The sequence below is a fragment of the Streptomyces sp. NPDC032745 genome (assembly GCF_055579465.1).
On the sequence record NZ_JBVING010000008.1, the window covers coordinates 49,075 to 65,579 of the forward strand.

Below are 16,505 nucleotides of genomic sequence, written 5' to 3' on the forward strand. Positions count from 1 at the left end.
GTGGACGACGGCACGGTTGTGGACCACAGCGCAGATGACGTTGGTCTTGACGGTCGAGATCATGGAAATACCTCCCGTTTGGCTGTCAGTTACGAGAAATACGTTACGGGCATTCAGTACCGGCACCTAGGTGCATTCCTCACGAATCCTCGTGGATGACTCACGGGTTCACCCGGAACTCCCGGCCCGGGAATAAGGCACAGGGATACGGTGTTTGCCGGACCCGCTCGCCACCGGAACGCATGGACGGGAAGGCCATGGGCTGCGCGGCAGCAGCCTCCCGGCGGGCGATCGGTGCCGACTGGCCCGTTACTTTCGCCAGAACAGGTGGTGCGTCACGCCGCTCGGGCTGGGCACGACCTCCAGGTGGAACCGGTCGAGCAGCTCATCGGGGGACTCCCAGAGTCGCACTCCGGACCCGAGCTTCACCGGTGAGACCGCCACATGCATGGTGTCGACGAGGTCGGCGTCGAGGAACTCCCGGATGGTGGTGGCCCCGCCGCCGAGTCGGACGTCCTTGCCCTGCGCGGCCTCACGTGCCCGTTCGAGGACGGTGGCCGGGTCGTCGTCTACGAAGTGGAACGTGGTGTCGGCCAGCGTGAACGAAGGACGCTTGTGGTGGGTCATGACGAACACCGGGGTGCGGAACGGGGGCTCATCGCCCCACCAGCCGCGCCACTCATAGTCCTGCCAGGGCCCGCGCTGGGGCCCGAACTTGTTGCGGCCCATGATCTCGGCACCCATGTTGCGTGCGTAGTCCCGCGTGAAGTAGTCGTCGAGGCCCCGGCTCCCGCCGGGATCCGTGCGCATGGGCCAGCTCGCCGTGGCACCGGCCCAGGCGAACAGCTTCCCGGGATCGACATGGCCGAACGGACGTTCAAGGCTCTGGTCCTCGCCGGCACCGATGCCGTCACTCGAGACGTTGAAGTTCTGGACTCTCAGTAGCTGAGCCACATGTTCCTCCTCTGCTGTCGATGGTGGTGAGACTCTCCGGGCCGGGCAAACTCATCGCTGCGTCCGTGACAGGTCGGAAATCGAGCCCCGTACGGGCGGGATACCCGCGACCCCGGTCGTCTGCAGCACGATTCAGCGCTGCTCGTCATCACCGGACGGGCGGGCATCGGGGGTGGCTCGGTCGCCTGGGCCGTAGTCGGTAAGGACCAGCGCCTTCGCCCGGCGGAACTCCTCGTCCGTGATCTCGCCGCGCGCCCGCATGTCGGAGAGCTTGGCCAGTTCCTCGGTGCTGCTGGGTCGTGGCGCGTCGGCGGTCTCCCGGACGTAGGTGTCGAACTCCTTCTGCTGGGCCCGTGCCTGGGCCAGTTCCCGGCGGCCCATGCTCTTGCCCCGGGCGATGAGGTAGACGAAGACGCCGAGGAACGGCAGCAGGATGACGAAGGCCAGCCAGCCGGCCTTGGCCCAACCGCCCAAGTCGTCATCGCGGAAGATGTCGAAGATGATCCTGAAGAGCAGGAAGAACCACAAGATCCAGAGGGCCAGCACCAGCATGGTCCAGAAGACGCTCAGCAGCGGGAAGTCGTACGCGAGGTACACCTGAGTGCTCATTCGCCCCTCCACGTGGGCGGGCACCCGTGTGATCCGGCCGGTCCGCCGCTTCGAGGGCGGCGCGGGCACGGCGCTCGACGAGCACGGGCACGAGGTCGCGGACTCTACGGTCCTTGAAGTGATCCAGCGCCGCACGCACCGCGGCATCCACCTGATCAGCGGGTTCGTCGACCGTAATGGGCGATCCCGGGCCTCTCGGCGACCCGCTCGACACCTTCCTCTTCGGCCGGTCGAAGGGACGTGCGCCCTCCCGAGACAATGGTGCCTCCCCCGGCCCCCGTCGGCATCCGGCCACAACGCCAAGGTGCCACGACGGCGATGACGCCGCCTGCTGCCGACCGGGGGCCGGGTGTGACGCGTCGCGGGTGCCCGGCGGAGGCGGACGGGCAGCGGGCGGAGGGGGCGGGGACCACGGGGGTGGTTGCGCCGCCGGTCCCGTCTCAGGCCGGGTGCGAGGCGGTGGGGCCGCGACGGGGGCGCGGGGTGGAACCCCGCAGGATCAGGTGGTGGGCGGCAGCGCCCAGGACGGCGCCGAGGGCGGGTGCCACGAGGTAGATCCACAGGCCCGCCGTGGTTCCGGACATCAGCATGGGTCCGAACTGGCGGGCGGGGTTGGCGGCGCCGCCGCTGAGGGGGCCCAGAACGGCAATGATCGCGCAGATGAGAACCGCCAGGACCCAGGGGAACCATCGTTCGTGGGCCGGGTGCGCGAGGAAGAAGCCGATCATCAGGGTGACCACGACCAGGCAGCCGGCCTCGGCCGCGAAGACGGCCCAGCCGTTCCACGACGGCGCCGCGGCCGCCGCACCGTAGCCGACCCGCGCGACCGCCGGCCCCCAGGCCAGGCGGGCCAGAGCCGTCCCGGCGACCGACCCGCACAGCTGCGCGACGACGTACACCGTCACGCCCCGGCCGGGGAAGGCCCTCAGCAGCCACAGCGCGAGCGTGATCGCGGGATTCATGTGCGCACCCGAACACCGCCCCCACGGGGAGCGGAACAGCCCGAAGACGAGCGCCCCGGCCAGCGCACCCACCAGGAGGAGGGCCAGGCGGACGTTCGCGAGGGCGAGTGGGGAGGCCGGATCGAGGACCCAGCGGATGACCGTGACCACGGTGAACATCAACATCGCGGTCAGGGCGAACTCGTACAGGGGGTAGCCGCGGCGTTCGGGCTCGGTTTGCACAGGCGGCTGGCCGGAACCCGTGTGTGTTCCGGGTGAAGCGGCCGGGGAACCGGACGAGGACATCTCGTTTCCGCTCATGGGTTCTCCCTTCGGTCGGGCGACTTCGGCGCTCGGGCGCGGGCCGCGCCCGTGAGCGCGTCCAGCAAGCGTGTGGCACTCCAGGGCCGCAAGGTGCGCGTACACGCCGACGGGCAGGGCCGGGCCGCGGACGAATCCGGCGGTGTGGATGACGTGGCCGGATCGGCCCCGGATGGCCCGCGGTGACCGGTGGCGTCCGCCCTTCGGTACTCGCCTACCGCGCGCCGACCGACGCCCGGGCCGGAGAGGGGGACGCCGTCGTGAGGGGCGCGGCTCCGCTCGAGGGGTCGAGATGGGCCTCCATGTCGTCGAGGGCGCTGCGCACCTCCGCGATCCGCATGCGGAGTTCGTCGGCGCCCTCCGGGGCCGCCCGACCCGCGTGCCCCGCGGGCTGCCAGGCGGTGACCTGCTCGGTCCGGTTCGCCTCCGCTTCCATCTCGCGCGCCTCTTCCAGGGCGTTGAGGACGACACCGATCAGCACGTTGACCAGGACGAAGGAGGCGAGGAGCACGTAGGAGGCGTAGTAGATGATGCTGAAAGGGGAGACCGCCAGTCCGGCATGGACGGCATCGCCCAGGCCCTCCAGCGTCATCAGCAGGAACAGCGTCAGCCCGGCCCGGCCGAGGGAACCGTAGTGTTCCGGGTCATGTCCGGCGAAGCAGATCCAGCCGATCATTGCGTAGACGTAGAGGATCAGGGCGCCCACGAACAGGAAGCTGACCGTTCCGGGCAGGCTGCGGCCGACAGCCACGAGCAGGACCCGCAGCTGCGGCATGAACTGCGCGGTGCGCAGCACTCGCGCCAGACGCAAGAGGCGCAACAGGGTGGTGTTCTCCCGCAGGAAGGGGATGAAGGCCGAAGAGACCACCAGCAGGTCGAACACGTTCCACGGGTCACGGAAGAAAGCTTTCGGCCTGTCGATGTGCGCGCCCAGGCGGATCAGCATCTCCAGACTGAACGCCGCGACGCAGAACCGTTCGGCCGAATGGAGAAGGGCGCCGTACTCCACGGACAGTCCGCTGTACGTCTCGACGCCCAGCAGCACGGCGTTGAGGAGGATCACCGAGATGACGCCGAGCGAGAACGCGGGCTTCTCGCTCACGTGACGGCAGCGCGCGGCAAGCCTTCGGCGGCCGCTGTACGCCTCGATGAGGTCTGGCATCATGCTCCCTTGCCGGCCACCGGGAGCCCGGTCGCACGTCGTATCGCGCCCCGGCGGACACCGAGACTTTGATCAAGCTCCGTGTCGTGTAACGCCGTAAGGCCGGATTCGAGACGCCCCGGCCCCAGACATCGCCCGATCGGGGAGCCGCAGCGACCGGTCGCCCCGGAGAACCGACGGGCCGACCCGTGCCGAGCACGCCGGGCGGGAGGACTTGCGGGCCCGGAGACGTCCGCCGTTCCGCGGTCCCGCAGCCCGGTGCACGTGCCGCCGGACGGAGTGGGAGGGCGGGGGTCAGGCAGCGAGGGCTTCGATCACGTCCGCGCCCGGGAGTTCCGCGAACAGCTTCCCGGGAACGATGAGCTTGCCGCGGCGACGGCCGCTGCCGACCAGTACGTACGGCAGCCCGACCAAGACGGAGTCCACCAGCAACGGCCAGTCCGACGGCAGGCCGATGGGGGTGATGCCGCCGTACTCCATGCCACTGAGCTGCACCGCGGTGTCCATCGACGCGAAGGACACCTTGCGGGCGGAGAGGCGACGGCGCACCACGCCGTTGACGTCGGCACGGGCTCCGGAGGGGACCAGGCACGCGGCCAGCGTGGACTCGCCGCCGCGCTTGGCGGAGACGATCACGCAGTTCGCCGACTGCGCGAGGAGCTCCTGCCCGTAGTGCTCGACGAAGGCGGCGGTGTCCGCGATGGCCGGATCGGTGTCGACGTACAAGATGTCCTCGGCCGGGACGGTGCCGTGCCAGGCGCGGACCGCCTCGGCTACCGGTGCGGTGAGTTCGGCCAGGCAGTCCGCCGCCGGGCGGGCGTTGTCGAAGGAACCGATGGGTGCGCGCATGCGTGCCATTGTGCACGGCCGGCTGCCGGGCCTGCCGTGACGTGACGGACCACGGCGGGACAACAGGCCAACATGACACGTGCAGTTGCCGTCGGTCCGGGACGCGCAGAGACTCGTGCTGCACCACGACGCTCATACGGATGCCCCCGACCACGAACCGTCTGTTCCCCGGGGCACTCCGCCCGTCGGCCGCGGGCGCCGGCCAGCCGACGCCGTCTTCGCGGTTCCGCAACCCCTCATGAACGAGAGGAAATCCGCATGTCCGAAACCTCTGCCACCACCGGGTACAACCACCTCGATCTGGACCTGGACCTGGACCTCAGCGAGCTGACCGTCACCGCGCTGAGCGACACCGCCGCACTGCCCGAGAACGGCGCCTCATGGGGCTCCTGCTCCTGCCAGGGCTCGTCCTCCTGCGCCCAGCCGCAGGTGGAGACGCCCGTCGTCTGACGGCTGTGAAGCGGCCGCTCCCGTGCGTCCGGCCCACCCGGGCCGGCCGCACGGGCTGCGGCCCGAGCCGGAGGACAGCTCACAGGCCCAGACCGCACCACGGGAGCCCGCCTTGCCGCACCCCGCCCAGCCAGCCGCACCGCAGCACGCCGCGCCCGTGTCGGGGACCGCTCGCCCGCCGGCGGGGCCGCCCACCGGGACCGCCCCGTACGCGCTGGTCCGCACCACGGTGACGGCGCACCCTGCACAGCCGGAGGAAGCCGCGCGCGTACGGGCCCTGCTCGACCGGCTCAGCGCCCTCGCGGCACAGGAGGACGCACTGCGTCCGGCCCTGTGCGACGACCTCTTCGCCTCCAGGCCAGGGCACGACGAGGGGTTTCACCGCCACGTCGTGCTCCCGCTGCGCCGGGCCCTGCACAACGACCGCGCCCCTCGGCCCGCCCTGCTGGCCCGCCTCGACGACCTGCCCGGACGGGTGCCCCGGCTCGGCACCTGGCTGAACCTGCGCGAGCTCCGCGACGCGCTCCTCACGGACCTGGCCGCCGCCGCCCCCGGCGCCCTGGCCGCCGAGCGCACCGCCCTCGCGGAACTGTGCCGCTCCCCCGGCTTCACCCGGGCCGTTGCGCTCACCAGTGCCGACCTGCTGCGCGCAGTGTCCCGGGCCGCCCGGGACGAAGGCGGGCGCAGGGCCCGCAAGGAGGAGCCTTCGGTACTGCGTCATGCCCTGCGTGCCAGTACGAAGACCAGTCCGCTCTCATGGTTCACCGCCGTGGGGTGGTCCGGCGGTGAACCGGGCGGCGGTGATGCGGTCGCCGCGGCGCGGGGCGGACCGGCCCAGCCGCCGGAGCCGGTACCGCCGTTACCGCTGCCGCCGCTGCGGTCCGTGGTGCGGGAACACCGGACGCTCGTCGAGGCGCTCGTCGCCGCGCTGCTGGACGAACCGCGCCGCCGGCGGGCGCTCGCCCATCGCATGACCAGCAGTGCGCGGCCCACGGCCGACGGCCGGGCCCTGTACACCCGGGACCGCACGCTCTTCGCGGGCGGCCGGTACCTCATCACCCACGAAGAGACGATCGAGCTGGCAGCCCGTCCCGCCCTGACCGCGCTCGAGTCGCTCGCAGCCACGCCTGCGACCCTCGACGAGCTGGCGGCCCGACTCGGTCCGGCCCTCGGTCGACCCCGCACGGACCCCGCCGTCCGCCGCTTTCTCGGTCAACTCGCCGAGGGCGGCCTGCTGGTGCCCGTGGAGCCCGTCGACCCTCAGCACCCGCACCCGTTGCGTGCGCTGGCCGACTGGTTGCGCCGGTGGCCCGAGGACGCGGCCCTGGCCGACCGGATCGACCGGATCGCTTCCGACACCGCCGGGTTCGCGAACGCCCGGGCCGAGGAGCGGCCCGCCCTGCTCGGCGACCTGGCGGACCGCTGGCGCCGCCTTCTGGCCGACGCCGGCCGGCCCGTGCCGGCCGATGCCGCCCCGCTGAACGTGCTCTCCGAGGACGTGCTCGGCGGGGATGTGCTCTCCGAGGACGTACTCGCCGCCGGACACCCGGCGGCGGAACCCGCATCCGGCCCTGCGGCTTCGGGCATCCGTACCGCCGCCGTCGGGCCCGGTCGGGTCGGGATGCGGACCGGCGACCTGGTCCCCGCCGGACGGCTGACCGGCCCGGACCGGGCCGTGCTCGGTGAACTGACCGCCCTGGCCGAGCTGTTCGACCTCGGACACCTGATGCGGCGGGCCGCGCTGGAGCGCTTCGTCTCGCGCTACGGGCGCGGTGGAACCTGCCCGGCGCCCTGGGAGTTCGGCGCCGACACCGCCGCCGCGTGGGAGGAGGCCGCACGGCTCGCCGTCCGGCCGTCCGGCGATCCGGGGCTCTCCCGCGAGCTGTCCGAACTGGCCGTACTGCGCGAGGAGTTCGCCCAGCGGACACGGGCCGCCGCGGCTGCCGCACCCGGCGGCTGGGCCGAGGAGGTCGTCCTGCCCGCCGGGGAGGTCCGCGGGCTCGCCGCCCGGCTGCCCGGCTGGACCGCCGCCCGCCCGCTCAGCTACTCGTGGTTCGTCCAAGGCGCGGTCCCGGCCGCCGGCAGGCCGCAGGCGCAGCCGGCTCCGTCACCGGCTGACCGACCGGAGGGCGCCGTCCCCGGCGGCCTGCTCTGTGTGAACCACGTCTACGGCGGCTGGGGCCGCTTCACCAGCCGCTTCCTGGACGACCTGCCCCACGGGGCCGCCGCGGAGGTGGCCCGTGAGATCCGCCACGGTCTCGGTGACGGCGCACGGGCCGCGCAGATCCGGCCGGTGGGCGGCTTCAACGCAAATCTCCATCCGCTGCTGGTCGGTGAGGAGATCGGCCCCGACCGGTACCGGAGTGCGCTCGCCGAGGCCGACGTGGAGTTGGTCCACGAACCGGTCTCCGATCAGCTCCGGCTTCGGCTGCGGGCCACCGGCGAGCCCCTCGACGTCCTCTACCTCGGCTTCCTCGCCCCGGTCATGCTGCCGCAACGCCTCGCGCCGTTCCTCTGCGACCACCCGGGCGGCGTCGTGGACTTCCGCCGGCTCCTCCCCCGCCGCACCCTGGCCGTGCCCGGCGGCGAGGTGCATCGAACCCCCCGGCTGCGCCACGCCCATGCGGTGCTCGCCCGGCGGCGCTGGCACCTGCCCGCAGGGGTACTGGCCGCGCTCCGCGCCGACCTCGCGGCCGACCCCGGCGTGATCCCGGCCGCCGCGGCGGCCCGTTGGCGGGCCCTGCTGGGGCTGCCCGAGCAGTTGTTCCTGCACCCGGTGCCGGAGCCCCCTGCCGGGCGGCCCGCCGAGGACTTCGTACGGAGTCTGCGCGCGCCGAAGCCGCAGGCCCTCGACCTGGGCAGCGCCCTGCACCTGCGGTGCCTCTCCGGCTGGCTGGCGCGCCATCCGCGCGGCGTGGTGCTGGAGGAGTCGCTGCCCGTCTTCGGTGGCCGGAGCCGCCCCGCCCGTGCCGTGGAGCTCATCGCCGAGACCTACCGGCCTGCCCGCACCGCGCGGCCGGGCTGAGCCCCCGTGCCACCCGCGCCGTTCGGGACACCCGTCCCGGCGGGCCCCACCGCCACCCCGCCCGCCATCCGCCGAGGAGGCACCCCATGAACGCCCCGGCCACCGGCCCGGACACCGCCCGGCCCGCCTCGAGTGCTGCCACGGCCCTTGACGTGGTCGTCTACCACTACGAGCCGGTCAAGGCGCCCCTCTTGCGCGAAGCCGTGCTGCCCCTCGCCCGACGGGCCGCCACGGACGGGCTGACCTCTCACGTCGAACGCCACTGGCTGCACGGTCCGCACCTGCGGCTGCGTCTACGCGGCCTGCCCCGGGCGGTGGCCGCCACGGCCGAGCGTGGCGCCGCCGAGCTGCGCGCCCGCGCGGCCTCGCACCCCTCGCGGGACGCCGCCGACGGGCAGCGCCTGCTGGCGCAGGCCGCGGCGGCAGGGCGGGCGGAGCTGGTCCCGCCCCCGTACGGTCCGCTCGTACCCGACAACACCGTGCGGGTGGAGCCGGTGGACCTGTCCTCCCTGGAGTCGCTGATCGGCCCGGACGGGGTGCGGCTGCGCGAGGACCTGCTGGCGCTGGGTCTGCCCGCCCTGCAGGCGGGCACCGCATTCCTCGGCGAGCGCGCGGACACTTCCGCCGCCCGGGTCGAACTCGTGGTGGCGGCCCTTGCGGCCCATGCGGCCGCGCACCCCGAAGGACTGGTCGGCGGCCACTACTCGTACGTCTCCCACCTGGAGGACTTCCTCGTCCAGGAGGACCGCGACGGGCGGCTGCGGGCGGCCTTCGAACGCCGCTGGGACGCCGCGGGCGGCCGGATCTCCGCGCTGGTGGGCCGGATCGCGGGCGGCGGTGCGGCCGGCTGGGAGCGGGCCTGGGCCGACTGGTCCGCCCGGGCCTGGCGGATCACGGAGGAGCGGCTGCGGGCGGGAGCCGACTTCACCGGGGTGCATGCGGAGTACGTGGAGCGGGCCGCGGCATTGGGCGACCGGGCCACCGTCGAGCGCTGGGACCGCGAGGCACGGACCCGGTACAGCGACTTCCACCGGCGGCTGCACCGCTCGGACCCGCAGGGCACGATGTGGAGCCGCCCCGACTACCTGGTCCACCGGGCCTGTACGAACGGGCTGTACCGGCTCCTCACCATCTGCGATGTCCGGCCCGTGGAGCGTTACCTCGCCGCCCACCTCGTGGTACGGAGCGTGCCGGAACTCACCGGGCACCGGTGGCAGGCGCGCATCGACGAGGTCATCGCCGCCGTGGAGGGGACGCCGTGACCACTGCCGAACCGCACCTGCGGCTGCGGCCCGGGGTGGCGGTCACCCTGCTGCGGAACGGTCTGCACCTGCGCGGCCGGGACGGGAGCGTGACGCTCGAAGGGAGCAAGGCTCTGCCCGCCCTGTGGGAGCTGCTGTCCGAGCAGCTCGGCCATGGGCCCCAGGACGTCCGGAGCGAGGAGCGGTACGGCCGGGGCGGGGCGGGGTACGGCCGAGGTGCGGAGGGAGGCCGGCCCCGCCTCGATCCGGCCGATCCCCGGGTCGAGGCCGCGCTGCGCGCGCTGACCGAGCAGCTGCACGCTCACGATCTGCTCGCCGAGTATCCGGCCGGAGCGGCCGGACCGGCCGCCTGGCTGGGAGCCTCCACGCACCGGCCCGCACCCGCGGCCGCGGCCCTGGCCGCCGCACGGCCCGTGATCGCAGCAGCCGATCCCGACGGGCCGCTCGCCACTGCGCTGTTCGGCGTCCTGGACCGCGCGGGGACCCCGCCGCAGGTGTACCGCGACACGCGCCTGCCGGCCGACCGCGTGGTGGCGGTCGCGGGCAATCCGCCGGTGGCCGTGGCCGTGGCCGGTACCGCCGACGGCGGTTTCGCCACGGCCCCGGCCGCGCCGGAACGGGCGCGTTCGGACGCCGAGTCGATCGCCGCTCGCCTGCACCCCGGTACCGGCTCCGCGCCCGCCGGGGCGAAAGAGGGGGCATCGGCGGTGCTGACGGCCCTGCTGGCCGGCGCCGCAGCGCAGCGGCTGCTGTGTGCCGCGGCCGGTCTGCCCGATCCGGCCGGGCGGGAGGAGGACCCGCAACTGCTCCCGGACCGTCCCGCCGTACTGGTCGCCGTGGCCCGGCCGCCGCACGCGTCCTACCGTTCTTGGGTCACCGGGCCGGCCGACCCGGCGTCCCGCTCCGCCGCCCCTGTCGCCGACCTGGCCGAGGCACTGCGTGGTATCGGGGCACTGGGCGACCCGTACCTGGGAGTGCTCGACGCGCCGCGGCCGGGCGATCTGCCCCAGTTGCCCGCCGCGCTCGCGGCCTGCAGCACGGTGGCCGGGCCCCTGGTGGCCGGGGCTCCCCGGACGGACCTGGCCCGGCTCTCCGCAGCCTGCCGTGCGGCAGAACTGCACCTGGGCGAAGGGATGCCGGGCCCGGTGACGGTCGGCGCCGGACCCGGGCACGCCTTGGGACGGGCCCTGCGCCGAGCCGCCCTCGCCGCCGCGGGTTCCTCCGGCCCCGGCCGCGCCCTGAGCGAGGAGGAATGGCGCGAGCATCCGCAGGCCCACCACTGGTGGACCGTGCTGACCCGGCATCTGGAGCTTCCGGTGGAGATGACGGTCCATCGGTTCCCCGCGGAGCAGGCCTACTTGGCCGTGGTACGGGACCCCGCCGGCCGGGCCGGGACGGCAGGAGTGGCCGCCCGTGCGGTGGAGGCGACACCCGCCGACGCTGCGGCCCTGGCCGCACTCGGCGCGGTGACCCGGGCCATGGCGGCCGAGCACGGTCCGGCCGGGGCCGTGCACGCCGCGTTCAGCGGGGCCGAGGCACCGCTCGCCGTTGCGGGAGCCGAGCCGGCGGCCTGGACGGACGAGGGCTGGACCGACCGCTGGCTGGCCGGGATCGCACGCCGGGAGCCGGAGCTGTGCGCGGCGCTGGCCCGGCTGACCGGGCTGCGCCCCGAGCCCTGGCAGCCGGGTGGGGCGGACCTCGCCGGCAGCGGAGCGGCCGGATCCTCCGGGCCGCTCCTGGCTGCCCTGCACGCATGCGGATTCACCGTTCTGGCCGGGCGGGGAGGAGCGCGATGAGCCGGATCACGACGAACCGGACTGCTGCGGAGGCGACGGCTTCCGACGCGGCGGTGGTGGCCACCGTCGCCGGCGCCGTGCCCGTCCTGGATCCGGCTGCGGCGCTGAAGACCACCGGCGGCGCGGCCATCGTCCACCTCGGCTCCTGGACGCTGGAGCTGGCGGAGCGACTCAGCCGCCACGCGATGGCCCATCCCGTGCGCCTGGTGCCGGTGCGGGAGGACGGCGCGCTGACCGTGATCGGCCCCGTGCTGGAGCCCGCGATGCAGGCGTGCCTGTCGTGCACCGAGTACCGGCGGCTGGCCACCGCGGGCGGCAGGGTGCCCTGGCAGAGCCCCCGGCTGACGCTCGGCGGCACCGGCACCCCGGCCATGGCGGAGGCGGCCCTGCTGCTCGCCGCCGCCCTCCTGGAGCCCGGGCCCGCCGCGGAGGCGGAGGCGCCACCGCCCACCGTCCACATCGTCCAGGGCCACCGGGCCACCTGGTCCACCCATCACGTCCGCCCGGTCGGCGGCTGCCCGGTATGCCGGCCGCTCCCGGCCGACTCCCCCACCGCGGCCGGTTTTCCGGACACGCCGCAGCCGCTGCCCGACCCCGCGGTGCTGCGCGGCCCCAACGACCGTACGGGAGCGGACCGGTTGCGGGCCGAGCTGCACGACGAGCGGTTCGGCCCGGTGCGGCGCCTGTTCCGCACCGAGGACTCCGCGTTCGCCCTCACCACCGCCTGGGTGACGGACGGCCGTCTGCTCGACGACGGCGGATACGGGCGCTCCGCCGATTTCCGCTCCAGCGAGCGGGTGGCGCTGTTCGAGGCCGTGGAACGGCTGGCCGGCATGCGCCCGCTGGGCCGCCGTACCGTCCTGCGTGCATCCTTCGCCGAGCTGGGCCCGGAGGCCGCCGTGGACCCCGCCCGGCTCGGGCTGCCCGACCCTGTCCACCAGAGGCACCCTGCCACCCTGACCGTCCCGTACCACGCGGACCTGGAGCTGGACTGGGTGTACGGCTGGTCGCTCACCGAGGGCCGGGCCCGGGCGGTACCCGAGCACGTGGCGTACTGGGACCTCGCGCAGGGCCCCGGACGGGCACGGGTGGTCTACGAGTCCTCGAACGGCTGCGGGCTCGGAAACAGTCCCCAGGAAGCTGCCCTCTACGGGCTGTTCGAGGTGGCGGAGCGGGACGCCTTCCTGATGGCGTGGTACGCGCGCACGCCGCTGCCCGGCATCGCGTTGCCCGCCGGCGACCCGATGGTGACCGCCCTGGCCTCGCGGGCCGAGCTGATGGGCTACCGGCTGAGCCTGCTGGACGCCACCAACGACCTCGGCATCCCGGCGGTGGTCTCGCTCTGCCGTTACGAGGGGAGCCATCCCGACGCTCCCCGCGCCTTCCTGGCCGCCGCAGCCCACCACGATCCTCGCGCCGCGATCCGCTCGGCGGTGGCGGAGGTCGTCACCAACGTCCAGGACGCCGTGCACCGGCCGGCCGGCCCGGGCGGGCCACGCGATCCGGAGCGGCTTCGCCCCATGCTCCGGCGGCCCGAGCTGGTGGTCGACCTCGACGACCACGTGGGCCTGAACACCCTGCCGCAGGCACAGCCCCGGCTGGAGTTCCTGTTCGCCGACACCGGGGAGGCCCCCTGGCAGGAACGGTGGCCGGGCGCTCCCGCGCCCGTGGCCGACCTCACCCGGCTGCTGACGGAAACGGTCGCGCGTCTGGCCGCCGAGGGGCTGGAGGTGGTCGTCGTGACGCAGGACGAGCGCGGGATCCGGGACCGGCTGGGGCTGCACTGCGCCAAGGTGATCGTGCCCGGCACCCTCCCGATGACTTTCGGCCATGTCAACCGCCGCACGCTCGGGCTCCCCCGGCTCCTGGAGGTGCCCCACCGGCTGGGGCGCTCCACCCGTCCACTGCGCCACGACGAACTCCCCCTGTACCCGCACCCGTTCCCGTGAGGACGATCCGATGACCGAACACCCGTACGCGTCCGCCTCCTCCGTGAACGCGGGAGCGCCCGCCGCTACGACGGCAACCCTCGCACCGGCTCCGGCGGGAGGCTGGCAGAGCCTGCACCTGACCCTGCACACCGACGCCGCGGACACCGACGCCTTCGTCACCGGGGCGCTCGCCCCGCTGATGGACGGCCGGTACGGGCCGAACGGCGGGTACGGGCCGAACGGCGGCGGCTGGTTCTTCATCCGCTACCACGAGGGCGGACCCCACCTGCGGATCAGGTTCCGCAGCACGGCGTCCGCCGAAGACACGGCCGATGGCGTGTCCGAACTCGCCGCGGAACTTGCCCTGCTGGCCGGCGGCACCAACTCCGTCACCGGCCCCTGGCACAGCCGGCACGGGGAGGTGCTCAGGGCGCCGTACGAGCCGGAGACCGAGCGCTACGGCGGGCCGGCCGCGCTCCCGGTGGCCGAGGAAGTGTTCGTGCACTCGACGCGCGCGGCCGTCGCCGCCCTGCGCGCCGTGCCCGGGCGCGCCGACCGGCTGCAGCTCGCCCTGGACCTCGCCCACGCCACGGCGTACGCCATGGGCCTGGACGAACTGGCCTCGGCGGGCTGGCTGCGTCGGCACGCAGCATCCTGGCGCTGGGCCGCCGAGGCCCGGCCGCTGCCCGGAGCCGCCGTCCACACCCGCGTCAACACGGTGTTCGCGGCCCAGCGTACGAACCTGGGGCGGCGGGCTCGGGCAGTCCGCGCCGGGCTGGACGACGGCTCCGCCGCGCCCTGGCTCGCGGAGTGGGCCCGGCAGGTGCGAGCGGCTGACGCCCGGTTGCGTACCGCCGTACCCCCCGCGGACCGGCCGGACGCGCCGGTGCGGACGCACCGCCGACTGTGGGTTTGGGCCTCACAGCTCCACATGCTGTTCAACCGGCTGGGGGTCACCCCCGACGAGGAACGGGCCGTCTGCCGGCTCGCGGGGCGCGCCCTGCTGGAGACGGGTGACGAGGACGGCTTCTTCGGTGCCGGCCCGCGCGCGGCCGACTACCAGTACCTGGAGCAGAGCAAGTTCCAGATCGGTCGTGCACAGGACACTGCCGTACGGAGCATCGCACGGCCCGGCATACGGTCCGAGTACCGGCCCGAGGCCGAACGCGCGCTCCCCGCGGGCTCGTTGCCGGAGCTGTCCCTCGCCGAGGCGCTGCGCCGCCGCACCTCGGCGCGCGGGCCGCTGCGGGGGCCGCTCACCGCGGAAGAGCTGGGCGGGGTGCTGTGGCACGCCCACGCGCCGAGCCATGTGACCCGGCAGCCCCTGGCCGACGGCACGGAGCGCACCCTGCACCACCGCCCGTACCCGAGCGCAGGCGCCCTCTACAGCGTCCGGGTACGGCTCCTGGCGCTCGGCGTGGCAGGACTGGCTCCCGGCACCTACCACTGCATGCCGGAGCGGCGGTCGCTGGTCCCCCTGGGACCCGCGCCGGACCTCGGCGGGCTCAAGGCGCTGTCCTCGTACCTCTCGCGCCCGGCCGACGACCCGGACTCCGTCGGGATCGACGAGGCACCGGCCGTGCTGGCGGTCCACCTGGACCTCGGGCTGCTCCGCCGCCGCTACGGGCTGCGGGCGCTGCGGCTGGGCCTGCTGGAGGCCGGGCACCTGGCCCAGACCCTCCAGCTCACGGCCGGCGCGTTCGGGCTGGCCACGATTCCGCTCGGTGGCCTGCATGACGACCTGGCCCACGAGCTGCTGGGCCTGGACGATCTCGAGGAGCCGGTCCAGTACCTGCTGCCGCTCGGGCGCCCGGACCTGCGGACCGGTACTTCCGCCGGCGCCGGCCGGCGGGCGTAGACAGCGTCCGACGGCGTTGTGCAACGGATCGACATCCATCGACATCCGCCGCCGGGTCGCGGTGACGGAGATCGAGTTCTCCGGTCGCTCGCGCACCTGATGCGGCGCTGCACTGCATCGGCTGCCCCGGGGCGAGTGCCCCGGCCCCGCCACTGCGACGCGGCGGGCGATCGGCTGTAGGGTGCCGCCCGTGTCCGAGCATCAGCGGGACCTCGTCGGCTACGGCGCCGAGCCGCCGCATGCCGCCTGGCCGGGCGGCGCCCGCGTCGCCGTCAGCCTCGTCCTCAACTACGAGGAGGGCGGCGAGCAGAACGTCCTCGAGGGCGACGCCGCCTCCGAGGGCTTCCTCCACGAGATCGTCGGCGCGCCGCCCGTGGTCGGCGGGCGCGACCTGAACGTCGAGTCGATGTTCGCCTACGGCTCGCGCGCCGGCTTCTGGCGCATCCACCGCACCATGGTGGCGCACGGCGTGCCGCTCACCGTCTACGCCGTGGCGCAGGCCCTTGAGCGCAACCCCGACGCGGCGCGGGCGATGGGCTCCGCCGGCTGGGAGGTGGCGAGCCACAGCCGGCGCTGGATCGACTACCGGCACGTGCCCGAGGACGCGGAGCGCGCCGACATCGCGCGCTCGATCGCGACGATCGAGCGGCTCGTCGGCCGCCGGCCCGTCGGCTGGTACACCGGCCGGACGAGCCCCAACACGCGGCGCCTGGTCGTCGAGGAGGGCGGCTTCCTCTACGACTGCGACGACTACTCGGACGACCTGCCGTTCTACGTCGAGACGGCCGGCCGCTCGCACCTCGTGGTGCCGTACAGCCTCGACACCAACGATTTCAAGTTCCTGATCGTCCACGGCTTCACGACCGCCGACGACATGCTCGCGTACCTCGTCGACACCTACGACACGCTCCACGCGGAGGGCGCCGAGCGGCCCCGGATGATGAGCGTCGGCCTGCACTGCCGGATCATCGGCCGACCCGGCCGCATCCGCGCGCTGGACGGCTTCTTGAAGCACGTCGCACAGCTCGGCGGGGCGTGGGTCGCCACGCGCGAGCAGATCGCGCGTCACTGGCTGGCCACCCACCCGCCGCTACGCTGAGCGCCGGGCAGCGGGTGGCGGGTCGTCGAAGTCGGTGGTGTGCTGTATCCCGGCCCGGTTGAGGGCGGTGCGAAGCCTCCGTCAGCCATTGCCTTCACCGCGTGCAGCTGGATCATCACGCTGCGTATCAGCTGCTCGCGGGGACGGTGTGCGACCTCGTGCCCGCCCACGGCCGAACCCGCCGCACTGCCGGCAGGGTCCACGTACCAAGGGTTTCACGCGCCCCACCGGGCTTCGTCCGCTCCCGA

Annotated in this window: 13 protein-coding genes; 7 read left to right on the plus strand and 6 right to left on the minus strand. The window is 74.1% G+C overall.

Going from position 1 to position 16,505, the window contains the following annotated elements:
- Window positions 1-309: 309 nt before the first annotated feature.
- The 6 genes from ACZ5WG_RS21390 to ACZ5WG_RS21415 all read right to left on the minus strand — a co-directional run bounded on the left by ACZ5WG_RS21390 (window position 310) and on the right by ACZ5WG_RS21415 (window position 4,836).
- The gene (locus tag ACZ5WG_RS21390; RefSeq protein WP_468725118.1) at window positions 310-954 is read right to left on the minus strand and encodes a dihydrofolate reductase family protein; all 645 of its coding nucleotides are present in this window, start codon (window positions 952-954) and stop codon (window positions 310-312) included.
- A 132-nt stretch (window positions 955-1,086) separates the two neighbouring features.
- Entirely contained in the window at window positions 1,087-1,506 is a 420-nt protein-coding gene (locus tag ACZ5WG_RS21395; protein WP_468725519.1) for an SHOCT domain-containing protein, read from the minus strand.
- Window positions 1,433-1,858 carry a three-helix bundle dimerization domain-containing protein gene (locus ACZ5WG_RS21400; protein WP_468725119.1) on the minus strand — a complete coding sequence of 142 codons (426 nt, stop codon included), beginning with the start codon at window positions 1,856-1,858 and terminating at the stop codon, window positions 1,433-1,435. The genes ACZ5WG_RS21395 and ACZ5WG_RS21400 overlap by 74 nt, the downstream gene beginning before the upstream one ends.
- A gap of 145 nt (window positions 1,859-2,003) precedes the next feature.
- On the minus strand, window positions 2,004-2,747 hold the full coding sequence (locus ACZ5WG_RS21405; RefSeq protein WP_468725120.1) for an MIP/aquaporin family protein: 744 nt from the start codon (window positions 2,745-2,747) through the stop codon (window positions 2,004-2,006).
- A 292-nt stretch (window positions 2,748-3,039) separates the two neighbouring features.
- Window positions 3,040-3,987, minus strand: coding sequence for an ion transporter (locus ACZ5WG_RS21410; RefSeq protein WP_468725520.1), 948 nt, complete (start codon window positions 3,985-3,987; stop codon window positions 3,040-3,042).
- A 294-nt stretch (window positions 3,988-4,281) separates the two neighbouring features.
- Window positions 4,282-4,836 (minus strand): YbaK/EbsC family protein, encoded by a 555-nt coding sequence (locus ACZ5WG_RS21415; protein WP_468725122.1) that lies wholly within the window; start codon window positions 4,834-4,836, stop codon window positions 4,282-4,284.
- A gap of 258 nt (window positions 4,837-5,094) precedes the next feature.
- Here ACZ5WG_RS21415 and ACZ5WG_RS21420 point away from each other — a divergent pair, with 258 nt between their 5' ends.
- The 7 genes from ACZ5WG_RS21420 (at window position 5,095) to puuE (ending at window position 16,257) form a co-directional block, all read left to right on the plus strand.
- Window positions 5,095-5,286 (plus strand): thiazolylpeptide-type bacteriocin, encoded by a 192-nt coding sequence (locus tag ACZ5WG_RS21420; protein ID WP_266659992.1) that lies wholly within the window; start codon window positions 5,095-5,097, stop codon window positions 5,284-5,286.
- 157 nt (window positions 5,287-5,443) lie between these two features.
- On the plus strand, window positions 5,444-8,311 hold the full coding sequence (locus ACZ5WG_RS21425; protein WP_468725123.1) for a lantibiotic dehydratase: 2,868 nt from the start codon (window positions 5,444-5,446) through the stop codon (window positions 8,309-8,311).
- 86 nt (window positions 8,312-8,397) lie between these two features.
- Complete coding sequence (locus tag ACZ5WG_RS21430; protein ID WP_468725124.1) at window positions 8,398-9,573, plus strand: lantibiotic dehydratase C-terminal domain-containing protein; 1,176 nt, start codon at window positions 8,398-8,400, stop codon at window positions 9,571-9,573.
- Window positions 9,570-11,369, plus strand: coding sequence for a hypothetical protein (locus tag ACZ5WG_RS21435; RefSeq protein WP_468725125.1), 1,800 nt, complete (start codon window positions 9,570-9,572; stop codon window positions 11,367-11,369). Before ACZ5WG_RS21430 ends, ACZ5WG_RS21435 begins: the two co-directional genes overlap by 4 nt.
- Window positions 11,366-13,318: a TOMM precursor leader peptide-binding protein gene (locus tag ACZ5WG_RS21440; protein WP_468725126.1), complete on the plus strand. Its 1,953-nt coding sequence runs from the start codon at window positions 11,366-11,368 to the stop codon at window positions 13,316-13,318. The genes ACZ5WG_RS21435 and ACZ5WG_RS21440 overlap by 4 nt, the downstream gene beginning before the upstream one ends.
- Before the next feature lie 10 nt (window positions 13,319-13,328).
- Complete coding sequence (locus ACZ5WG_RS21445) at window positions 13,329-15,158, plus strand: thiopeptide-type bacteriocin biosynthesis protein (protein WP_468725127.1); 1,830 nt, start codon at window positions 13,329-13,331, stop codon at window positions 15,156-15,158.
- A 190-nt stretch (window positions 15,159-15,348) separates the two neighbouring features.
- The gene (gene puuE / locus ACZ5WG_RS21450; protein WP_468725129.1) at window positions 15,349-16,257 is read left to right on the plus strand and encodes an allantoinase PuuE; all 909 of its coding nucleotides are present in this window, start codon (window positions 15,349-15,351) and stop codon (window positions 16,255-16,257) included.
- The last annotated feature ends 248 nt before the right edge of the window (window positions 16,258-16,505 follow it).

What these genes read in the sequence shown, in the direction of transcription:
- ACZ5WG_RS21420 (WP_266659992.1), top strand. Translation starts at nt 5,095, where the DNA reads ATGTCCGAAACCTCTGCCACCACCGGGTACAACCACCTCGATCTGGAC.
- ACZ5WG_RS21445 (WP_468725127.1), top strand. Translation starts at nt 13,329, where the DNA reads ATGACCGAACACCCGTACGCGTCCGCCTCCTCCGTGAACGCGGGAGCG.
- ACZ5WG_RS21430 (WP_468725124.1), top strand. Translation starts at nt 8,398, where the DNA reads ATGAACGCCCCGGCCACCGGCCCGGACACCGCCCGGCCCGCCTCGAGT.
- ACZ5WG_RS21415 (WP_468725122.1), bottom strand. Translation starts at nt 4,836, where the DNA reads ATGCGCGCACCCATCGGTTCCTTCGACAACGCCCGCCCGGCGGCGGAC.
- ACZ5WG_RS21395 (WP_468725519.1), bottom strand. Translation starts at nt 1,506, where the DNA reads ATGCTGGTGCTGGCCCTCTGGATCTTGTGGTTCTTCCTGCTCTTCAGG.
- ACZ5WG_RS21410 (WP_468725520.1), bottom strand. Translation starts at nt 3,987, where the DNA reads ATGCCAGACCTCATCGAGGCGTACAGCGGCCGCCGAAGGCTTGCCGCG.
- ACZ5WG_RS21440 (WP_468725126.1), top strand. Translation starts at nt 11,366, where the DNA reads ATGAGCCGGATCACGACGAACCGGACTGCTGCGGAGGCGACGGCTTCC.